At 66.0% G+C, this 19,405-nt stretch carries 18 protein-coding genes; 13 read left to right on the top strand and 5 right to left on the bottom strand.

Features of this window, described 5'->3' with window-relative positions; all coding sequences use genetic code 11:
- Window positions 1-401: 401 nt before the first annotated feature.
- From CK944_RS07765 to CK944_RS07755, 3 genes are all read left to right on the top strand, one after another.
- Complete coding sequence (locus tag CK944_RS07765; protein ID WP_103172474.1) at window positions 402-1,493, top strand: ABC transporter ATP-binding protein; 1,092 nt, start codon at window positions 402-404, stop codon at window positions 1,491-1,493.
- Window positions 1,494-1,568: 75 nt separating this feature from the next.
- Entirely contained in the window at window positions 1,569-2,594 is a 1,026-nt protein-coding gene (locus CK944_RS07760; RefSeq protein ID WP_103172473.1) for a Fe(3+) ABC transporter substrate-binding protein, read from the top strand.
- Between the two features lie 94 nt (window positions 2,595-2,688).
- The gene (locus CK944_RS07755; protein ID WP_103172495.1) at window positions 2,689-4,293 is read left to right on the top strand and encodes an iron ABC transporter permease; all 1,605 of its coding nucleotides are present in this window, start codon (window positions 2,689-2,691) and stop codon (window positions 4,291-4,293) included.
- Between the two features lie 62 nt (window positions 4,294-4,355).
- On the opposite strand, the gene CK944_RS07750 is transcribed toward CK944_RS07755, so the two are convergent.
- Complete coding sequence (locus tag CK944_RS07750; protein ID WP_103172472.1) at window positions 4,356-5,066, bottom strand: arylesterase; 711 nt, start codon at window positions 5,064-5,066, stop codon at window positions 4,356-4,358.
- Here CK944_RS07750 and CK944_RS07745 point away from each other — a divergent pair.
- Entirely contained in the window at window positions 5,065-5,763 is a 699-nt protein-coding gene (locus CK944_RS07745; protein ID WP_103172471.1) for an ABC transporter ATP-binding protein, read from the top strand. The two genes, CK944_RS07750 and CK944_RS07745, sit on opposite strands and share 2 nt — an antisense overlap.
- On the top strand, window positions 5,760-8,270 hold the full coding sequence (locus tag CK944_RS07740) for an ABC transporter permease (RefSeq protein WP_103172470.1): 2,511 nt from the start codon (window positions 5,760-5,762) through the stop codon (window positions 8,268-8,270). The genes CK944_RS07745 and CK944_RS07740 overlap by 4 nt, the downstream gene beginning before the upstream one ends.
- A 45-nt stretch (window positions 8,271-8,315) precedes the next feature.
- Here CK944_RS07740 and CK944_RS07735 read toward each other — a convergent pair whose 3' ends face one another.
- Window positions 8,316-8,498, bottom strand: coding sequence for a hypothetical protein (locus tag CK944_RS07735; RefSeq protein ID WP_103172469.1), 183 nt, complete (start codon window positions 8,496-8,498; stop codon window positions 8,316-8,318).
- 189 nt (window positions 8,499-8,687) lie between these two features.
- Between CK944_RS07735 and CK944_RS07730 the strand changes: the two genes are divergently transcribed.
- A complete protein-coding gene (locus tag CK944_RS07730; protein ID WP_103172468.1) occupies window positions 8,688-9,317 on the top strand; it encodes a hypothetical protein in 630 nt (209 codons plus the stop codon).
- 186 nt (window positions 9,318-9,503) lie between these two features.
- Here CK944_RS07730 and CK944_RS07725 read toward each other — a convergent pair whose 3' ends face one another.
- The gene (locus tag CK944_RS07725; RefSeq protein ID WP_103172467.1) at window positions 9,504-9,986 is read right to left on the bottom strand and encodes a fasciclin domain-containing protein; all 483 of its coding nucleotides are present in this window, start codon (window positions 9,984-9,986) and stop codon (window positions 9,504-9,506) included.
- A 165-nt stretch (window positions 9,987-10,151) separates the two neighbouring features.
- Between CK944_RS07725 and CK944_RS07720 the strand changes: the two genes are divergently transcribed.
- The gene (locus CK944_RS07720; protein WP_103172466.1) at window positions 10,152-10,727 is read left to right on the top strand and encodes a helix-turn-helix domain-containing protein; all 576 of its coding nucleotides are present in this window, start codon (window positions 10,152-10,154) and stop codon (window positions 10,725-10,727) included.
- A gap of 180 nt (window positions 10,728-10,907) precedes the next feature.
- Here CK944_RS07720 and CK944_RS07715 read toward each other — a convergent pair whose 3' ends face one another.
- Both CK944_RS07715 and CK944_RS07710 read right to left on the bottom strand, forming a co-directional pair.
- Window positions 10,908-11,150, bottom strand: coding sequence for a hypothetical protein (locus tag CK944_RS07715; protein WP_103172465.1), 243 nt, complete (start codon window positions 11,148-11,150; stop codon window positions 10,908-10,910).
- Between the two features lie 38 nt (window positions 11,151-11,188).
- Window positions 11,189-11,773 (bottom strand): hypothetical protein, encoded by a 585-nt coding sequence (locus tag CK944_RS07710; RefSeq protein ID WP_146038622.1) that lies wholly within the window; start codon window positions 11,771-11,773, stop codon window positions 11,189-11,191.
- Between the two features lie 256 nt (window positions 11,774-12,029).
- Here CK944_RS07710 and CK944_RS07705 point away from each other — a divergent pair, with 256 nt between their 5' ends.
- The 6 genes from CK944_RS07705 to CK944_RS07680 all read left to right on the top strand — a co-directional run bounded on the left by CK944_RS07705 (window position 12,030) and on the right by CK944_RS07680 (window position 19,365).
- Entirely contained in the window at window positions 12,030-13,181 is a 1,152-nt protein-coding gene (locus CK944_RS07705) for a zinc-dependent alcohol dehydrogenase (protein WP_103172463.1), read from the top strand.
- A gap of 13 nt (window positions 13,182-13,194) precedes the next feature.
- A complete protein-coding gene (locus CK944_RS07700; protein WP_103172462.1) occupies window positions 13,195-13,722 on the top strand; it encodes a hypothetical protein in 528 nt (175 codons plus the stop codon).
- Window positions 13,723-13,977: 255 nt separating this feature from the next.
- Window positions 13,978-15,063, top strand: a complete 1,086-nt coding sequence (locus CK944_RS07695) for a DUF475 domain-containing protein (RefSeq protein ID WP_103172494.1) — start codon at window positions 13,978-13,980, stop codon at window positions 15,061-15,063.
- Between the two features lie 212 nt (window positions 15,064-15,275).
- Window positions 15,276-15,659 (top strand): hypothetical protein, encoded by a 384-nt coding sequence (locus CK944_RS07690; RefSeq protein WP_103172461.1) that lies wholly within the window; start codon window positions 15,276-15,278, stop codon window positions 15,657-15,659.
- Window positions 15,656-18,457 (top strand): response regulator, encoded by a 2,802-nt coding sequence (locus CK944_RS07685; RefSeq protein ID WP_103172460.1) that lies wholly within the window; start codon window positions 15,656-15,658, stop codon window positions 18,455-18,457. The genes CK944_RS07690 and CK944_RS07685 overlap by 4 nt, the downstream gene beginning before the upstream one ends.
- On the top strand, window positions 18,454-19,365 hold the full coding sequence (locus CK944_RS07680; RefSeq protein WP_103172459.1) for a diguanylate cyclase: 912 nt from the start codon (window positions 18,454-18,456) through the stop codon (window positions 19,363-19,365). The genes CK944_RS07685 and CK944_RS07680 overlap by 4 nt, the downstream gene beginning before the upstream one ends.
- The last annotated feature ends 40 nt before the right edge of the window (window positions 19,366-19,405 follow it).

Below are 19,405 nucleotides of genomic sequence, written 5' to 3'. Positions count from 1 at the left end.
TGCCGAAGCGGCAGGCATCAGCCAAATCCCAGAGATCTTCGCGCGGTAGAACTCTACGAACTTAGAGTAATGGCGCAGGACGGGCGGCTTCAGGTTCTCCGCTAAGTCTTCCAAAAGGCAGACCTCTGGCGGTCTCCAGTTCTTCCATCTTGGCTTTCATCGTTTGCAGGGTCGAACAGCAGCATCCTGCGACGTCGAGGCTTCCCTTCAGAAGGCCGCTCCGGCCTTGGTCGCGCACCATCCGTGCCGCCGGACAGTTCGAGATACGGCAGCGCAGGACAGCGATGTCACCGCCGATCCAGCTGTCCCATCGGGCTGGAGAATATCTGCCCGATCGGATAGCACCGATGGTGAGGCTGTCGCCCTGGGCATTGTAGCCGGATGAAACTGGAAGGCCATGCATGATTGCCGATCCGGCATATACGCTTGAACTTGAACATGTGTCGCGGCATTTCGATGGCCGGGCTGTCTTGTCGGACATCTCGCTTGCGATCCCTCCTGGCAGGATCACCTGCCTTCTGGGGCAATCCGGGTGTGGCAAATCGACGCTGCTCAGGATCATTTCCGGCGTGGATCGTCCCGATCCTGGCGGCCGCATCTTCCTGGGCGGAACGGAGGTGGCCGGTCCGGGGCATTTCGTCGAACCCGAAAACCGCCGGATCGGGTTCATGTTCCAGGATTATGCCCTATTTCCCCATCTGACCGTCGCTGACAATTTGGCCTTCGGCCTGCGTCATCTGTCCCGGCAACAGCGTCGGGAGCGCGTGGTCGAGGTCGTCGAACGGATCGGCCTGGCGCATCTGCTTGACCGTTATCCCCATTCCCTGTCCGGGGGCGAACAGCAGCGGGTGGCCCTGGCCCGCGCGCTTGCGCCGCAGCCGGCCGTTCTGCTGATGGACGAGCCGTTTTCGAACCTGGACCAGGGCCTGCGGGAACGGGTGCGCCGGGAAACGGTCGACACCCTGCGCAAGACCGGCACCACGGCCATCATGGTCACCCATGACCCGCAAGAGGCCCTTGCCGTGGGCGACCTGATTGTGCTGATGCGCGATGGACGGATCGAACAGGCCGGCACGCCGTTCCAGATCTATGACCAGCCCTGCTCGGCCTATGCGGCCGAATTCATGGGACCCTGCAACCGCCTGACGGGCATCTGGTCCAAGGGGCGGATCGAGACGCCCATCGGCACCTTCCTGGGCGACCTGGACTTGCCCGATGGGGCCTTGGCGCTTGCCTGCATCCGCCCCCAGGCGTTGTCTATCGGTCCCGACGGGCAGGGCATCTCGGCCCGGATCATGGGCAAGACCTTCACGGGGGAAAGCGAACAGATCGACATCATGGTCCATCCGCTTGCCCAGACGTTGCGGATGCATTCCCATGTGCGCATCCCGATGGCGGTCGGCGAGAAGGTCAGCCTGCAGCTGAACGGCGCCCAGATCCATGTCTTCCCGGACGACCCCGAAGGCGAAAGCCATCCGGCCGTACAAAGTTGACGAAAAAACTAGACTAACCCGCGCTGCCTGACATATGACCCCCTTGGACAGATTCACAGGTTTTCGAGAGGTCACATGAAAACTGCACCGGTCGTCATTCGCATCGCCCTGGCATCCACCACCATGCTTGCCGCCATGGGCGCGGCCCAGGCCCAGGAGCTGAACCTCTACACTTCGAGAGAGCCGGGCCTTGTCGAGCCTCTGCTGGCTGCCTTTACCGAGTCCACGGGCATCAAGGTGAACACGGTCTTCCTCAAGGACGGGCTGGCGGAACGCGTGGCCTCCGAGGGCGAAAGCTCTCCGGCGGATCTGCTGATGGCGGTCGATGCCGGCAATCTGGCCGACCTTGCGGACAAGGGACTGACCCAGCCAGTCGATTCCGAGGTCCTGGAAGCGGCCGTCCCGGAAAACCTGCGCGATCCCGAGAACCAGTGGTTCGCCCTGTCGATGCGCGCCCGGGTGATCTATGCGGCCAAGGATCTGGACGTGGACCAGATCACCTATGAAAGCCTGGCCGACCCGGAATGGAAGGGCCGCATCTGCATCCGGTCGGGCCAGCATCCCTATAACACGGCGCTTTTCTCGGCCTTCATGTCCCATCATGACGCGGCGCAGACCGAGGAATGGCTGACCGGCCTCAAGGCCAATCTGGCACGGCAGGCGGGCGGCGGCGACCGCGACGGGGCCAAGGACATCCTGGGCGGCATCTGCGATATCGCCATTGCGAATTCCTATTACGTCGGCCTGATGCAGTCGGGTCGGGGCGGCGACGAACAGCGCGCCTGGGGCGATGCGATCAAGGTGATCCTTCCGACCTTCGAGGATGGCGGCACCCATGTGAACATCAGCGGCGCGGCCGTCGCCAAGCACGCACCGAACCGCGAACAGGCCGTGCAACTGCTGGAATACCTGGTCTCGGACGAGGCGCAGAAGATCTATGCCGAGGCGAATTTCGAATATCCGGTCAAGCCCGGTGCCGCGGTCGATCCGATCATCGCGTCCTTCGGCGAATTGCAGGTTGACCCGACCCCGCTGACCGAAATCGTGACGAACCGCAAGGAAGTCAGCGAACTGGTTGACCGTGTCGGCTTCGACAACTGACGCGCGGGGCGGGGAATCCCCCCGCCGCCCCTTGTCCGCCGTGGCATTCGCCGCGGCCTCCGCCCTCCTGCGCCCGCGCGGGGGGGCTTGGGCCATGGCAAGCGTGCTGATCGCGGCGCTGACCCTGGTGCCCATCCTGGCCCTGGCCTGGCAGGCGGCCCAGGGTTCCGAAGGCTTGTGGTCCCATCTGTCCCGCCACGTTCTTCCCCATGCCTTGGGCCAGACGCTGATCCTGATGGCGGGCGTGGGTTTTCTGACCGCCGCGATCGGCACGGGCATTGCCTGGCTGGTCACCGCATATGACTTTCCCGGCCGCCGTTCGCTGGAATGGGCGTTGCTGCTGCCGCTGGCCGTGCCGACCTATATCATCGCCTATGCCTATCTGGACATGCTGCACCCCCTGGGACCGTTCCAGTCGGCGATCAGGGCGGTGCTGGGCTTTGACAGCCCGCGCGATTTCCGCCTGCCCGACATCCGGTCCATGACCGGGGCGATCCTGCTGCTGGGCCTTGTGCTGTATCCTTACGTTTATCTGCCGGTGCGGGCGATGTTCATGACCCAGGCCGCGAACCTGGTCGAGGTGGCCCATACCCTTGGCACGCCCCGGCGCCATATCCTGTGGCGTGTCGCGTTGCCCCTGGCGCGTCCGGCCATTGCCGTTGGCGTCAGCCTGGCCCTGATGGAGACGCTGAACGACATCGGCGCATCCGAATTCCTGGGCGTCCGTTCGCTGACGATCTCGGTCTATACCACCTGGGTCACGCGATCCGACCTGGCGGGGGCCGCGCAGATCGCGCTGGCGATGCTGGTGCTGGTGGTCGCGCTGATCACCCTGGAACGCTGGGCGCGCCGGAAGCAGCGCTATTCCGTCAGCGCGCAGCGCGCCCGCAGCATGTCCCGCCAGCCGCTGAGGGGCACAGCCCGCTGGATGGCCACGGGCCTTTGCCTGCTTCCGGTGCTGCTGGGCTTCATCCTGCCCGCCAGCCATCTGGCGATCGAGGCTTGGGAACGGTTCCAGTTCGCCGGCCTGTCCGCCCGCCTTGTGACCGAGGCGTGGAACACCTTTGCCCTGTCCGCCCTGGCGACTGTCGCCGTGCTGCTTTGCGGCCTTGTCGTGGCCTATACGGCGCGCCTCTTTCCGCAGCGGGGAATGCAGGCCGTTCACCGGATGGCGTCGCTGGGCTATGCCATGCCGGGCACGATCCTGGCGCTTGGTATCCTGATCGCGGCCGGGGGGTTCGACCGCTGGATCGGCCGGATGATCAAGGACGGGCTGGGGGTGGATCCCGGTCTGGTGCTGATCGGATCGGGGCTGGCGCTGGGCTATGCCTATCTTGCGCGCTTCCTTGCGATCTCGATCGGTTCGGTCGAGGCGGGGCTCAGCCGGATCCCGCGCAGCTATGACCAGTCGGCGCGCACCCTGGGACATGGGATCGGCGGCACGCTGCGCCATGTCCACCTGCCGCTTTCCAGGGCGGCCCTGGCTGCGGGCGGGTTGCTGGTGTTCGTGGATTGCATGAAGGAACTGTCCGCGACGCTGCTGCTGCGGCCCTTGAACTTTGAAACGCTGGCCACGCATCTTTACGGGGAAGCCGCCCGCGGCACCTATGAGGAAGCCGCCATCGCGGCCCTGGCCATCGTCGTGGTGGGCATCCTGCCGGTGATCCTGCTGGCGCGGGTCGGCCGCGGCATCCAATAGGGCGACATGCCCTTGCGATGCCTGCGGGACCCTTCAGGAACAGGGGCAGGTCGAAAGGGGCGTCAATGGTCGATCCCGTCCAGCCAGGCATCGACGGCCGGACCCAGGGCCTCGACGATGGCCTGGACACCGGCGGCATCGGGATGCAGGCCGTCGTCCTGCATCAGATCCTCCAGGCTTTCACCCGACTTGTATCGTTCCGTGATGGGCGCCAGCAGGTCGGGATACAGCGCCGCGCCATGCTGTTGCGCGACTTCCGGGAACATGGCCGCGAAATCCCGTTGGAACTCGGGCCCGAAATTGCCGGGGGCGGACAGGCCGACCAGCATCGCAGGCACGTCTTCGGCCTTCAGGCGCGTCAGGATCGCGTCCAGGTTCGCGCGGCTGGTCGCCGGGTCGATGCCGCGCAGCAGGTCGTTGCCGCCAAGCGCCACGATCATCGCGTCGGGTTCATCGGCCAGCGTCCAGTCCAGCCGCGACAATCCGCCCGCCGTGGTGTCCCCGCTGACGCCTGCGTTGATCACGATCACGTCATGGCCGGCCTTTTGCAGCCAGTCCTGCAATCGCGGCACCAGCCCCTGATCGGCGGGCAGGCCATAGCCCTGGGTCAGCGAATCCCCAAGCGCCACCAGCCGAAACGGCTCCTGGGCCGAGGCAGCCACGGGCGCGGCCAGCAGGCCGAGCGCCAGGAAGATCCCGCGCCAGCCTGGCTTGTTCGCGCGCCGCCAAGGCTTAGATGGCAGGAAATGCAGGTATAGGGGAAGAATGGTCATGATGGGTCCGGTTTTGTCGCTGAGGGATGTCCACCTGACCCTGCAGGGCAATGCCGGGCCGGTCGCGATCTTGCGGGGCATTTCGCTGGATGTCCACCGGGGCGAGACTCTGGGCCTGGTCGGGCCGTCCGGCTCGGGCAAGTCGTCCCTGCTGATGCTGATGGGCGGCCTGGAACGGGCGACCGGCGGCACGGTGCAGGCCCTGGGCCATGACATGACTGCGCTGGACGAAGACGCGCTTGCCCGGTTCCGGCGCGGCCGGATGGGCGTGGTCTTCCAGTCCTTTCACCTGATCCCGACGATGACCGCGCTGGAAAACGTCGCCACGCCCCTGGAACTGGCGGGCCAGCCCGACGCCTTCGACCGCGCGGCGGATGAATTGCGGGCCGTAGGCTTGGGCGCGCGGATGGACCATTATCCCGCGCAGATGTCGGGTGGCGAACAGCAGCGGGTGGCGCTGGCCCGCGCGGCCGCGCCCCGGCCCGCGATCCTTCTGGCGGACGAACCCACGGGCAATCTGGACGGCACCACTGGAGAGGCGATCATGGATTCGCTGTTCGGTTTGCGCGACCGGCACGGGGCGACCCTGGTTCTGGTCACGCACGCGTCCGATCTGGCGCTGCGCTGCGACCGGGTGCTGCGCCTGCGCGACGGCCGGATCGAAGGCGAGGATCGTCAGCAGCAGGCGGCCCAATGACGCCCGTCTGGCGCATCGCTCGGCGCGAATTGCGGGGCGGCCTGGCGGGCTTCTGGATCTTTCTTCTGTGCCTGACGCTGGGCGTGGGGGCCATCGCCGCAGTTGGATCGGTGCGCGCGGCGCTTGAATCGGGGCTTGCGCGGCAGGGGTCGGTGCTGCTGGGGGGCGACGCCGCGCTGCGCCTGACCTATCGCCTTGCCACCGATGCCGAACGCGACTGGATGGCGGACCATGCCCGGCAGGTGTCCGAGGTGGTGGATTTCCGGTCGATGGCCGTGGTGGGCGAGGATCGCGCCCTGACCCAGGTGAAGGGCATCGACGATGCCTGGCCGCTGCGGGGGCAGGCCATGTTCGAGCCTCCCCTGACCGTGGCCGAGGTCCTGGCAGGCCGCGACGGTCTGCCGGGGGCGGCGATGGATCCGCTTCTGATCGACCGGCTGGGCTTGCGGATCGGCGACCGCTTTCGCCTGGGGGTGCAGGATTTCGTGCTGACCGCCGCGCTGACCCGCGAACCCGACGCGCTAAGCGGCAGCTTCGGCCTTGGGCCGCGCACGCTTGTCGCCACCCGGGCGCTGGCGGATTCGGGTCTGCTGTCGCCGGGCACGCTGTTCGAATCCAGCTATCGCCTGACGTTGCGTCCGGGCGACAGCCTCGATGGGCTTCGGGCCGAAGCGACCCAGTATTTCGATGCCGGGATGCGATGGCGCGACAGCCGCCGGGGCGCGCCAGGGGTGGAAACCTTTGTCGAACGGCTGGGATCGTTCCTGGTCCTGGTGGGTCTTGCCGGGCTGGCCGTGGGCGGGGTGGGCGTGTCGGCGGCGGTGCGCAGCTATCTGGACACGAAAACCCCGGTCATTGCCACGCTGAAGACCCTGGGGGCCGAAGGGCGGACGATCTTCGCGATCTATTTCCTCCAGATCGGCGCACTGACCCTGCTGGGGGTTCTTGCAGGGCTGGTCCTGGGGGGGCTTGCGCCCCTGGCCGCAGCCCCCTGGCTGCAATCGCGCCTGTCGATCCCGGCCGAGTTCACGCTTCATATCGCCCCCCTGGCCGAGGCCGGGGCCTATGGCATCCTGACCGCGCTGATCTTCACCCTGCTGCCGCTGGCCCGCGTCGAACGGGTGCGTGCGGCTGCCCTGTTCCGGGGCATCGGTGCCGATGTGTGCACCTGGCCCCGCAAGCGGCATCTGGCGGCGCTGGCGGCTGCGGTGCTGGCGCTGATCGGAACGGCGGCGTCGCTGGCCTCGTTGCCGTGGCTGGCCTTGTCGGTGGCGGGTGGGGTGGTCGCGGTGCTTGCGGCACTGTGGCTGGCGGCGCGGGGATTGCGCGCCCTTGCCCGGCGGCTGGCGCGCCAGCCCGCCCTGCGCGGACGCCCCGTGCTGCGGCTGGCGGTGGCGGCCGTCGGCAATCCGCGCGAAGGCGTGGCGGCAGTCGTCCTGTCGCTAGGGCTGGGCCTGTCGGTGCTGGCGACGGTGGGCCAGATCGACGCCAACATGCGCCGCGCCATCGCGGCCGAACTGCCCGACCAGGCGCCGTCCTTCTTCTTCATCGACATCCAGCCCGACCAGTTGGCGGGCGTTCTTGACCGGCTGGACGGCGATCCGGGCGTGGGGGCTGTCGATACCGCGCCCTCGCTGCGCGGGATCGTCACCGCCATCAACGACATTCCCGCCCGCGACTGGGGCGACCATTGGGTGCTGCGAGGCGACCGGGGCGTCAGCCACGCCGCCGCGCCGCCCCCCGGCACCGAACTGACCGCCGGCGAGTGGTGGCCCGAGGATTACGCTGGCCCCCCGCTGATCAGCTTTGGCGCGGACGAGGCCGCAGAGATCGGCCTGTCGCTGGGCGACCGCGTGACGGTGAACATCCTGGGCCGCGACATCACCGGCACCGTCGCGAATTTCAGGCGCCTAGATTTCCGCAGCGGCGGGATCGGCTTCGTGATGATCTTCGACAGCGCCGCCCTGGCCGGCGCCCCCCAGACCCATATCGCCACCGTCCACACCGACCCCGCATCCGAAGCCGCGATCCTGCGCGATATCGGCACGGCCTTTCCGAACGTCACCGCCATCCGCGTGCGCGACGTGGCCGACCGCGTGGCCGAGGCGATGGGCGCCCTTGCATCCGCCACGTCGCTTGCGGCGCTTGCGGTGCTGGCGACGGGCTTTGTCGTGCTGATTGGCGCTGCGGCGGCAGGCGAACGCGCCCGCGTATTCGAGGCGGCTGTGCTGAAGACCCTGGGCGCCACGCGGGCCACGGTGCTGGCAAGCTTTGCCCTGCGATCTGCGCTGATGGGCGCGGCGGCCGGGCTGGTCGCGGTTCTGGTCGCCGCCCTGTCAGCCTGGGCGATCCTGACGCAGGTGATGGAACTGGACTATCGCTTTGCCCCCGGATCCGCGCTGGCGGTCATTGCCGGGGGCGTGCTGGCCACCTTGGCCGCGGGCCTGGTCTTTGCCCTTCGTCCCCTGTCGGCCCGCCCCGCCCGCGTGCTGCGCGCGCAGGAATAACCGATGGGGATCGTCATGGCCCCGGCTTGACCGGGACCATGGTCATCAAAGTTCTGACGACGGCTTGCGCAGTTCCGGCTTGGTCGGATCCCTGTATCCCGCGTGTTCGTCGGCGGGAACGGTGTGTCCGGTGTCCCGCGTCGTTCCCCGCACGCCGTCCGGCAGGACGCCCTCGTTCTTCGGGGGGCGATCGTCGCGGGTCGTCTGGATGTCCTTGTCCTGGGCCATGGTTTTCCTCCGGGTGTTCCTTCAGCCAGCGGCCACCGGGACGGCCGGCCACGGACAGGCAAAACGATGCCGGGGCGGCTTTTGTTCCTGATCCGCAGGGGCACGAGCCGATGACGCAAGGCCGTAAACCCTATCTTAAGGGGCATCCTCTAGGCATGTTTTCAGCCGCATCGCCGCAGGATTCGCCGCATGACCGACCAGACACCCATTCCGCCAGCTACCAGGGAACCGCTGCTTTACGGCGTGGTGGATGTCCTGCGCGCCGACCGGGTGGCGGGCTGGGTGATCGACCGGACCGATCCCGCCCGCAATGCCACCGTCGAAATCCGCCGCGAAGGAAGGCTGATCGGGACCGTGACCGCCAACCGCCCGCGCAAGGACCTGGAACGCCAGGCGGTCGGGACCGGAGCCTATGGCTTCGCCTTCGCCTTCGATCCGCCGCTGGAGGAGGGGATGGAGTTCACGGTCGCGGTCAAGGCCAGATCACAGGACGGGGCTGAACTGGTGTTGCAGCCGGTCGCCAATGCCGCCCGGACGATCTCGGCCGAAAAGCGGGCGCTTGGCCGCATCCTGGGGGAACTGGCGGATCTGCGCGACGATATCAGTGATTTGCAGCGGAACCTGGCATCGGCCGAACAGGGCCGCCAGACGTTCCAGGAACGGCTGGAACTTGTCCAGCTGCGGATTGAAACGGCGGTATCTGCCATGGCCGCGCCTCCACCCACTCATTCCGGCTGGCTTGCCGCAGTCGCCATAGGCGGCGCCGTCATTGCCGTCGGATCGCTGGCGATCGGGATCTTTTCGCTTTTCGCGGGGTGACCTGGGCTGGGCCTGCGGGTCTGGGAACGCCGGGATCAAGAAGCCCTGTCCGATGGCAGCGGCCTCAGCCGGCGAACTTCGCCTCCCGCGCCCGACTGCGGTTATCGCGCCTTGAACGACGAACGGAGAGGGAAGCGCCCCTCTCCGTCCCATGACCCGGTAACGGGCCTGTATCGCCTGCCGAGATCAGCTTTCCGGCGGCAGGATCACCTGGTCGATGACATGAATGACGCCGTTGCTGGCGGCCACGTCGGTCGCGGTGACATTCGCCTCGTTCACCTTGACGGCGCTGCCATCGACCTGCACGTCGATCATCTTGCCGTTGACTGTCGGGGCTTCGTCGAGTCCGACCACGTCGGCCGCCATCACTTCGCCCGGCACGACGTGATAGGTCAGCACGTCCACAAGCTGTTGCTTGTTCTCGGGCTGCAGCAGGGTTTCCACCGTGCCGGCGGGAAGCTTGGCAAAGGCCTCGTCGGTGGGGGCGAAGACGGTGAAGGGGCCTTCGCCCTTCAGCGTTTCCACCAGATCGGCAGCCTCCAAGGCCTGGGCAAGGGTGTTGAAGGTACCGGCCTCCACGGCCGTGTCGACGATATCCTTTTCAGCGGCAAAGGCGGGCACGGCAGCAAAACCGATCAGGGCGGCAGCAATGGCGGGCATCATTTTCATGGTCGTCTCCTTGGTTGCAAAAGCGTCACGAAGGTCCGTGGCATGTTCATAACGTGACAAAGCATTTTCAGCCCAATCAAATTGTCATGATGAGAAATCGGTTTTTCTTGACGGGAAAACGAAGCTTCGATCATTATCCTGGGGTGAAAGATGTCCGGGGGTGCCATGTCGGATACGTTGACGGAAGAACTGGAAAAATACCGCATCGGACCGCGGATGCGGGAACTGCGCCTGCGGAAGAAGCTGGGGCTGGTCCAGCTTGCGGAACATACCGGCCTTTCGCCTGCCATGCTGTCCAAGATCGAACGGGGGCAGGTCTTTCCCACCTTGCCCACGCTGCTGCGGATCGCCTTGGTGTTCAGGGTCGATCTGGACTACTTCTTCAAGAAGACCGAGGCGAGGATCGCCGTGACGCGCAGGGACGAACGCATCCGCCTGGCCATCCCGGGCGGCACCTCGCCGGCGTCCTATCTGTTCGAAAGCCTCGACTATCCCTTGGCAGAGCGACGGATGGAGGCGTTTCTGGCCCATTTCCCTTCCGGTGCGCCTCCCTCCGAACCCCACCAGCATGGGGTCGAGGAGATGATCTATGTGATCGAGGGCAGCCTTGCGGTGGTCGTGGACGAGGAAACGGTGACGCTTGGCGAGGGGGATGCCATGTCCTTCGATCCCAGCCTTCTGCACAGCTATCGAGGGCAGGGCGACAAGGAATGCCTCGCGCTTGTGGTGGCGCTGGCATGACGCCCTGCACAGACGATCCATAGAGCTTGGCCGGGCTTTCTAGACCGGCCTGAGATCGACGTCCGGGCGCAGACGGCAGAATTCGTGGGCCAGGTCGATCGTCGCCCCGATGTCGTCCAGGCAGACCACCTCGGACGGGGTGTACATGTAGTGCAGGGGCACCGAGATGACGCCGGTCGCCTAGCGCTGGAAAGGGATGGCCCGGTCCTGCGCGGATGCGATCAGCATGTCGAAGACCACCGGGTTGGTATTGACCCCCCGAGAGATCCCCGGCCCCTTGCCCAGATCCAGCCTGCCCATGTGGCCGGCATACATGAAGCGGAACGCCGCGTCGGGATTGATGACGGCGCTGACATTGCCCAGGACGTCGGTCGTGACCTGGTGGGCAAAGGGCTGCACATGATCGCGGTAAAGGCGCGCCACGGGCTGTTCGAACCCGCTGGCCGAGGGGCCGGGCGGCCTTACGCTGCGGGCCGGCTGGTCATGCCGGGGCGCATGGGGGGCAGCGCAAGATCGTCATGCGCCATCCGGACCGCGTCCGAAGGCAGCGCGTCGGGCAGGACCACATCGGCAGGCATGCGCATCCCGCCCGGCAGGGCAAGCTGGGCCCGCGGCCCGGCGATGCGGCCCAGGGCCTTCTCGGGGGTCATCGGCGCCTGCGACATCCAGGCGGGCGGTGCGGGACACATCAAGGCGATCGCCTCGACAGCCAGGCGGAAGCCCGAAGGTTTGCGGATGCGGCCGATGTCGTCGAAACGGCGCGGGATCATCACGTCGTCATGCGCGGTCATGAAGACGAAGGGCAGGCCGCGCGCCCGAAGGGCATCCGCCACCTTGAACCGCACCCCCTGGCCCAGGCCGATCTCGAGGATCGCGCAGGACAGCGACCGGCTTTCGATCAGGGCAATCGCCTGGTCTTCCCGTGCCGCCGGGCCGATGACCTGGGCGCCCGCCTTGCACAGCGCATGATGGGCACGGGCCGCAAGCCGGACGTCGCCTTCGACCAACAGAACCGCGGTTCCCTCCAGTCTTGTCCCGATACCCATGTCGAAAATCCTCCTGCAATGGCGGATGGCCATCGCGTCCTTCAGAAATGATGCCGTTGCGCGGGCTGGACATCGTGGCGTCGCGACCGGGTCGCAGTGCCACTTCCGGCTTTTCCCCATGCAAGCCGTTCAACCGCAGGATCATCGCAATGTTCCCGCGTTTGATCTTTGTTCATCTGCCGCCCGCTTTTGCCCCCGGATTGGAACAACTGTCCCCCGGCGGATGTTGCCCCGGCAGTCTGCGAGGAGAATTGCCGTGCTAGCTGCCGATTATCGCGGCCCGCGCCGTATGCGGGTCAGTTCCAAGCGCGACCCCATGATCCATCATCCGCGCGATGCCATCGTTCGCGTCACCCGGTCCTGCGTCTGCGGATCGGATCTGCACCTGTATCACGGGATGGTGCCCGACACCCGGATCGGGACGACCTTCGGCCACGAATTCTGCGGCATCGTCGAGGAGGTCGGGTCCGAGGTCGCCAACCTGAAGCCCGGCGATCATGTGCTGGTCCCCTTCAACATCGCCTGCGGACAATGCCATTTCTGCAAGCAGGGCCTGTTCGGCAACTGCCACGAGGCCAACCCCCAGGCCACGGCGGTCGGGGGCATCTTCGGCTATTCGCACACGGCGGGCGGCTATGACGGGGGGCAGGCGGAATATGTGCGCGTGCCCTATGCCGATGTCGGGCCGACGCTGATCCCCGGCTGGATGGATCCCGACGACGCGGTGCTGCTGACCGATGTGGTGCCCACGGGATACCAGGCGGCCGAGATGGGCGGCATCCAGAAGGGCGACACCGTTGTCGTCTTCGGCGCGGGCCCGGTGGGCATCATGGCCGCGCGTTGCGCCTGGCTGTTCGGCGCGGGCCGGGTGATCGTGATCGACCACCTGGATTACCGCCTGGATTTCGCGCGCCGGTACTGCCCGGCCGAGGTCTATAACTTCAAGTCCATCGACGACATGGCGGTGTTCATCAAGAAGCAGACGGATTCGCTGGGCGCGGATGTCTGCATCGATGCCGTGGGCGGCGACGCCTCGGGCAGTCCCTTGCGCACGGTCCTGGGCAAGAAGATGAAGATCGAAGCGGGTTCGGCCATCGTCCTTCACTGGGCGATCAACTCCGTCAAGAAGGGTGGCGTGGTGTCCATCGTCGGCGTCTATGGACCGACCGGCAACATGGTTCCCATGGGCAATGTCCTGAACAAGGGCATCACGATCCGGGCCAACCAGGCCTCGGTCAAGCGGCTGCTGCCCCGGCTGATCGAACATGTGCGCGAAGGCCGGATCGACCCCAAGGCCATGATCACCCACCGGGTGCCGCTGGAGGATCTGCCCGACGCCTATCATCTTTTTTCCTCCAAGCTCGATGAATGCATCAAGCCCGTTCTCTATCCCAATGGCGGACGCTGAAAGGACGCACAGGATGAAGCAGAATTCCAGCCAGACGATCGACCCTGCCACCGTGAACGGCTGGGGGGTCGATGCCGACCCCCGGAACGATCCGACCTATCCGATGCGCGACCGATCCGCCGATACCGAAACGCACATGGCCTGGAAGCGCCCGCCCTTGCAGCGCCCCGAGGTCGAGTTGCTGCAATCCATGGAACATAACCGCCGCCCCGCGGTCTTCGGCACATCCTCGCCCCCGTCGGGGATCAGCGGCATGGTCCGCCGGGCGGCCTTCGGCTTCAGCGAATCGGATTGGCGGCATTGGCTGATGCTGCTGGGTGCCGACCGCATCAACATGATCGAGGGCTTGGCCCAGGATCTTGGCCGGGGCCGTGTCCCCAACGTTCCCGCCGAAATGGGCCTGGGGGCCGAATGGCAGTACAACAGGGGCGGTCTTGCCCGAAAGGTCGCCATCGGCGCGGCCGTCGCCGTGGTCGCGGTGGCGCTGCTGGGCCGGAACGACCGCCGCAGCCATGCGCGGCCCTCGCGCCGCATCCGATAAGAAGGGCTGCGGGCCAAAGGCGTGCCGCATGGCCTGCGGCTGGCGAACCGCTTTGGAACAAGGCAACGGCCCGGCAGGATCGGGCCGTTTCTGCCGCTTGCGGGCATAAGACACTTGCGTGAAGGCCCAACATCCTTCAAATGCGCGTTATCCGCCGGGCGGATGCAGACTGGGTGACCGGGTCCCTCTGGCGGATGTGGCGGCACATTCGTGATGTCGGCACTGATCCTGAACCAGCCGCCTGGACCTTTTCTCATGGAAAACGGACTCCCTTCCTCTGGCCTCGGCGCAGATACGCGGCCGACCCTTCACTATTTCACCTGGGCCTTCATCGTCACTGCCCTGGGCCTGATCCTGGGCGCCTTTCTGGGCTGGCAGATGACCGGCACGGTTGGCGGAATGCTGACCATCTTCTTCATCTGCGCGGTGCTGGCCGTCCTGGAAATCTCGTTGTCCTTCGACAACGCGATCGTAAACGCGAACAAGTTGAAGGAAATGACGCCGGAATGGCAGCGGCGTTTCCTGACCTGGGGCATCCTGATCGCCGTCTTCGGGATGCGGATCGTCTTTCCGCTGCTGATCGTGGTGATCGCCGCCAAGATCGGGCCGTGGGATGCCATGGTGCTGGCCGCCGCGCGGCCCGAGGAATACGCCAGGATCATGCACGACGCCCACCTGCCCATCGCGGCCTTCGGGGGCACCTTCCTGATGATGGTGGGTCTGTCCTTCTTCTTCGACCATGAAAAGGACGTCCACTGGGTCCGCTGGCTGGAAGCCAAGATGCAGAAATACGCCACGATCCGCGGGATCGAGGTTGCGGTGGTGCTGTCGCTGATCCTGATCTTCTCGCGCTTCCTGGATCCGGTCGAATCGCAGATCTTCTTCAGGGCCGCGATCTGGGGCCTTCTGACCTTTCTTCTGGTCGAGGTTCTGGGCGGCCTGCTGGACAGCAGCCAGGAAGCCCTGGCGGCCGGGGCCAAGGGCGGCCTGGGGGCGTTCCTTTACCTCGAGGTTCTGGACGCGTCCTTCAGCTTCGACGGCGTGATCGGGGCCTTCGCGCTGACCCAGAACCTGTTCATCATCGCCATCGGCCTGGGGATCGGCGCCATGTATGTGCGCTCCATGACCATCATGCTGGTCGAAAAGGGCACGCTGGCGCAGTACCGCTATCTGGAACATGGCGCCTTCTATGCGATCATCGCCCTGTCGGTGATCATGTTCCTGCAATCCTTCGTCCACATCCCCGAGGTCATCACCGGCCTGGGCGGCGCCGCGCTGATCGGCGTGTCGCTGTGGTCCTCGATCCGCTGGAACCGCAACACGCGGGCCGCGGGGGAATGATGATCGGCCGGCCGCAGCACCATCTGCGGCCGGTCATGTCCCGGGGTCGCGCCGGGCATGAAGATGGCAGCGCATTTCCTTCCTGCCAGGCACTTTGCAACCAACTGTCTTTTCATTGTTTAAAAATTAAGCTGCTTTTGGCGCGTTGATAAACGTAACGGCAGCTATGGTTCCCTATGTTCAAGAAAACCGCTTCTTGTCAGGGTAACGACGTGTCCGACCTTCCGCATCCCTCGGCCGGCTTCCAGACGGGGAACAAGGCCCCTGAACGGCCGACGCTTGCCAGCCTTTGGCCAGCCGCGGCCGTGGCCCTTCTGGGGCTTCCGGTCCTGGTGCTGCTTGCCCTGACCTTGGGCGAGGGCAGGGGGCAATATGTGGTGATCGCCGCCCCCTGGACGGACAGGGCGGGCGTCGCGGATGGGATTCACCGCGCCGGGGCCGGGCTGGTCGCGTCGGGCTTCCTGCCCAACATCGCCGTCGCCTGGTCCGAGGATGTGGATTTCCCCGTCGCTGCGCGGGCGCAGGGCGCCTGGCTTGTGCTGCCGACCGCGGGCTTTGCGGGCTGCGGGTCGGCGGGCGGGGGGCGCGGGCGATGACCGACCAGTTGAACCACCTGCGGCAGCGTTTCGGCCAACTGCTGGTGCTGGTCTTCTGGTGCCATGTTCCGCTTCTGGGCATCGTCGCGTTGCTGACCGGGGCCATGCCGGTGGCGGGTGCCATGCTGATCGGCGCGTTCATGGCGGCGATCTATCAGGTGACATGGTATCGCACCGGCACCGCGCCCATGACGCGCTATGTCGCCGCCGTGCTGCTGATCGGGCAGCCGTCTCTGCTTTTGCTGCTTCTGCAAGGTCACATGTGGCAGATGGACATGCACATGTATTTCTTTGCAATGATCGCGCTGAACATAGCCTGGTTCGACCGCACGGCCCTGGTCGTCGCGGCGACGGTTACGGCGCTGCATCACCTGGTGCTTCTGTATTTCCTGCCGATTGCCGTCTTCTCGTCCGAGGGCGATCTTCTGCGCGTCGCCCTGCACGCGGTGATCGTGCTGTTCCAGACGGTCGTGCTGATCTGGGTCAGCGACAAGGTCGTCGAATCCTTCCGCCGCATCGAACGGATGGGCACAAGGCTTGTGGCGCAAAGCGAGACGCTGAAGCTGCGCAGCCACGAGGCCGAGCAGGCCAGCCGCGCAAAGGGCATGTTCCTTGCCAACATGAGCCACGAGATCCGCACCCCGATCAACGCGATCATCGGCTTTTGCCACCTGATCCAGCGCACGCCGCTGGATGCGCGGCAGCGCGATCAGATCGGCAAGATCAGCAGCGCCGGGACCACGTTGCTGCGGCTGGTGAACGACATCCTGGATCTGTCGAAAGGCGAGGCCGGGCATCTGACACTGGAGGACGAGGTTTTCGACCCCCGTGCCGAGCTGTCGCGCCAGGTCCAGTTTCTGTCCGAGCCGCTGCACAGGAAGAACCTCGACATCAAGATCGACATCGATCCGCGCATCCCTTCGCTGCTGTCGGGCGACATCACGCGGTTGAACCAGGTTCTGACCAATCTGCTTGGCAATGCCATCAAGTTCACAAGCGAGGGGACGATCACCATCGCGGCGCGGCTGGTCGAACGGAAAGGCGACATCGCGGTGATCGAATCGTCGATCAGCGACAATGGCATCGGCATGACGGCCGAACAGCTGTCCCGGATGTTCACGCCCTTCATGCAGGCCGACAGCTCGACCACGCGCCGCTTCGGCGGCACCGGCCTGGGTCTGGCGATCTGTCGCCAGATCGTCGAACAGATGGGCGGCTGGATCCGGGCGGAAAGCGAACCGGGCCGCGGCAGCACCTTCACGGTCATGACGCCCTTGCGGATCCCCGAACAGCAGGTGCTGCCCGATGCCCTGCCTTCGGAAGCGATAAGGCGGCTGCATGTCCTGCTGGTGGACGACAATCCCATCACCTGCCGGATCATCCAGGAAATCTTCCTGCAATGGGGCATGACCATCGACATTGCCGATGGCGGCAGCGTCGCCTTGGCGATGGCCAGGCGCGAACTTCAGGCCGGCCGGCGCCATGATCTTGTGATCATGGACTGGAAGATGCCCGGCATGGACGGGCTTCAGACCCTTCATGCCATGCGGGCGGTGATGGGCACGGATTTTGCCCCCTTCGTGCTGATGATGACCTCCTACGACATCGACGAGGTGCGGCAGGATGCCAGCGGCAAGGGCGTCGATCTGTTCCTTGCCAAGCCGATCGATGCAGCAAGCCTGCTGCAGGCGCTGAACCAGTTGTCCCTGATGCGCGCGGATCAGCCCATCCGGAACGCCCCCGCACACGGACCCGGCCTGTCGCCTGCCCTGCGAGGGCTGCGTGTCCTGCTGGTCGAGGATAACGAGATCAACCGCGAAATCGCCGCCCAGATCCTGTCCGATGCCGGGCTGGTGGTCGATTGCGCCGCCGACGGCAGCATCGCCTGCCGCATGGTGGATCAGGCGGGCGGGGCCTATTGCGCCGTCCTGATGGACATCCAGATGCCAGAAATGGACGGCATGGCCGCCACCCGGCAGATCCGCAAGACCTGGTCGTCGGCACAGCTTCCCATCATCGCCATGACCGCCCATGCCTTTGCCGAGGAACGGCAGGGCTGCCTGGCCGCAGGGATGGACGATCACCTGACAAAGCCCGTCGATCCCGCGCATCTGATCGCCACGCTGCAACGCTGGCTGGTCCTGGGCCGCCAGGCGGTTCCCGCCATGCCCAGCCTGCCCGACGACTTGCCGCCCTTCGGCATTCCCGCAGCCCTGGCGCGGGTCAACGGAAACCGCGACCTTTTGCTGCGGCTGATCCTGTCCTTCGCCGACAGCCATGCCCGCACCTGCGACGACCTGTCCGCCTTGCTGGACGGGGGCAGGGCCGAGGATGCGCATCGGCTGGCCCATACCCTCAGGGGCGTGGCCGCCTCGCTGGAACTGCCCTTGGTCGCTGCTGCGGCGGGACGGTTGGAACAGGCCCTGTCACCCGGTGGACAAGGGGATGTCGCGGCCCTGCTGGCCCTGTTGGGACCGCCCTTGGCCGATGCGATTGCCGCTGCGGCGCAGTTGCGGCCGGCGGGCCCTGCTGCGATCCCGATCCGCCCTGCCTCCATCCAACCCGCTGCCGATCCGATCATGCTGGCCGAAGCCCTGGACACCCTGCGCGATCAGATCCGGCGCCGCAGCCTGTCCGCCCGCCAGGGCTTTGGACGGCTGGCCGATCTATTGCGGCTGGATGACGCGGCCCGGCAGGCCCACCCGCTGCACATGGCCCTGCAAAGGCTGGACTATGCCGCAGCCTCGGCCCTGATCGAGGCCGAATTCGCCGTCCCCGCGCGGGGGATCGCCGTATGACCGCCAAGCCCGTTGTCCTGATCGTCGATGACGAGATCCTCAACATCGAGATCGCAAGCGCCGCGCTTGAGGACGGATACGAAATCAGCTTTGCCCTGTCAGGCCACCAGGCGCTGGAGGTGGCCCAGGCCGCCGGACCGGACCTGATCCTGCTGGATGTCATGATGCCGGGCCTGAACGGCTATGATCTGTGCAGGCTGCTCAAGCAGGATCCGGCCCTTTCGGATGTTCCGGTCATCTTCACCACCAGTCTCCAGACCCCCGAGGCCGAGTTGCTGGGCCTGTCCGCCGGGGCCATCGACTATGTGACCAAGCCCTTTCAGCCCGGCGCCCTGCGGCAGCGCGTGGGTAACCATGTCCAGATGAAGCGGATGCGCGACCAGCTTGCCGGATTGGCGATGCAGGACCATCTGACGGGTCTCGGCAACCGCCGCCTGCTGGAACAGCGCCTGCAACAGGAATTGCGCCAGACGGGCCGGGATGGCGGCAATCTGGCGCTGATCCTGCTGGATATCGACCATTTCAAGCAGTTCAACGATCTTTACGGCCATCCCGAGGGCGACCGTTGCCTCCAGCGCGTCGCCGATGTGCTTGACCGGCACATGCGCCGCGGACGCGATCTTGCCGCCCGCTATGGCGGCGAGGAATTCGCCTGCATCCTGAACGGCCCGGATCTGGCCGGGGGCATGGCCGTGGCGGAATCAATTCGCGCCGGCGTTGAAGCCCTGGCGATCCCCCATGCAGGATCGCGTGTCGCGGGATCGGTGACGATCAGCCTGGGCGTCGCGGCCGGTCGTCCGGCGCGGGGTGCCTTGTCCGAACGCTGGCTCCGGGACGCCGACCTGATGCTTTACCGCAGCAAGAATGCCGGTCGGAACCGCGTCACGGGAAGTTCTTCTGCCCTGTGATGGCAGGACCGTCCTTGCAGGAAGGATCGGCGGTTGGTCG

The organism is Paracoccus sp. SY, from assembly GCF_002901215.1.
Taxonomy (GTDB): Bacteria; Pseudomonadota; Alphaproteobacteria; order Rhodobacterales; family Rhodobacteraceae; genus Paracoccus; species Paracoccus acridae.
This window is presented reverse-complemented; position numbering and strand designations above follow the sequence as displayed.

Bases quoted from the DNA above. Each gene is read 5' to 3' on its own strand.
- CK944_RS07765 (WP_103172474.1), top strand. From the start codon at position 402: ATGATTGCCGATCCGGCATATACGCTTGAACTTGAACATGTGTCGCGG.
- CK944_RS07760 (WP_103172473.1), top strand. From the start codon at position 1,569: ATGAAAACTGCACCGGTCGTCATTCGCATCGCCCTGGCATCCACCACC.
- CK944_RS07755 (WP_103172495.1), top strand. From the start codon at position 2,689: ATGGCAAGCGTGCTGATCGCGGCGCTGACCCTGGTGCCCATCCTGGCC.
- CK944_RS07745 (WP_103172471.1), top strand. From the start codon at position 5,065: ATGATGGGTCCGGTTTTGTCGCTGAGGGATGTCCACCTGACCCTGCAG.
- CK944_RS07750 (WP_103172472.1), bottom strand. From the start codon at position 5,066: ATGACCATTCTTCCCCTATACCTGCATTTCCTGCCATCTAAGCCTTGG.
- CK944_RS07740 (WP_103172470.1), top strand. From the start codon at position 5,760: ATGACGCCCGTCTGGCGCATCGCTCGGCGCGAATTGCGGGGCGGCCTG.
- CK944_RS07735 (WP_103172469.1), bottom strand. From the start codon at position 8,498: ATGGCCCAGGACAAGGACATCCAGACGACCCGCGACGATCGCCCCCCG.
- CK944_RS07730 (WP_103172468.1), top strand. From the start codon at position 8,688: ATGACCGACCAGACACCCATTCCGCCAGCTACCAGGGAACCGCTGCTT.
- CK944_RS07725 (WP_103172467.1), bottom strand. From the start codon at position 9,986: ATGAAAATGATGCCCGCCATTGCTGCCGCCCTGATCGGTTTTGCTGCC.
- CK944_RS07720 (WP_103172466.1), top strand. From the start codon at position 10,152: ATGTCGGATACGTTGACGGAAGAACTGGAAAAATACCGCATCGGACCG.
- CK944_RS07710 (WP_146038622.1), bottom strand. From the start codon at position 11,773: ATGGGTATCGGGACAAGACTGGAGGGAACCGCGGTTCTGTTGGTCGAA.
- CK944_RS07700 (WP_103172462.1), top strand. From the start codon at position 13,195: ATGAAGCAGAATTCCAGCCAGACGATCGACCCTGCCACCGTGAACGGC.
- CK944_RS07695 (WP_103172494.1), top strand. From the start codon at position 13,978: ATGGAAAACGGACTCCCTTCCTCTGGCCTCGGCGCAGATACGCGGCCG.
- CK944_RS07685 (WP_103172460.1), top strand. From the start codon at position 15,656: ATGACCGACCAGTTGAACCACCTGCGGCAGCGTTTCGGCCAACTGCTG.
- CK944_RS07680 (WP_103172459.1), top strand. From the start codon at position 18,454: ATGACCGCCAAGCCCGTTGTCCTGATCGTCGATGACGAGATCCTCAAC.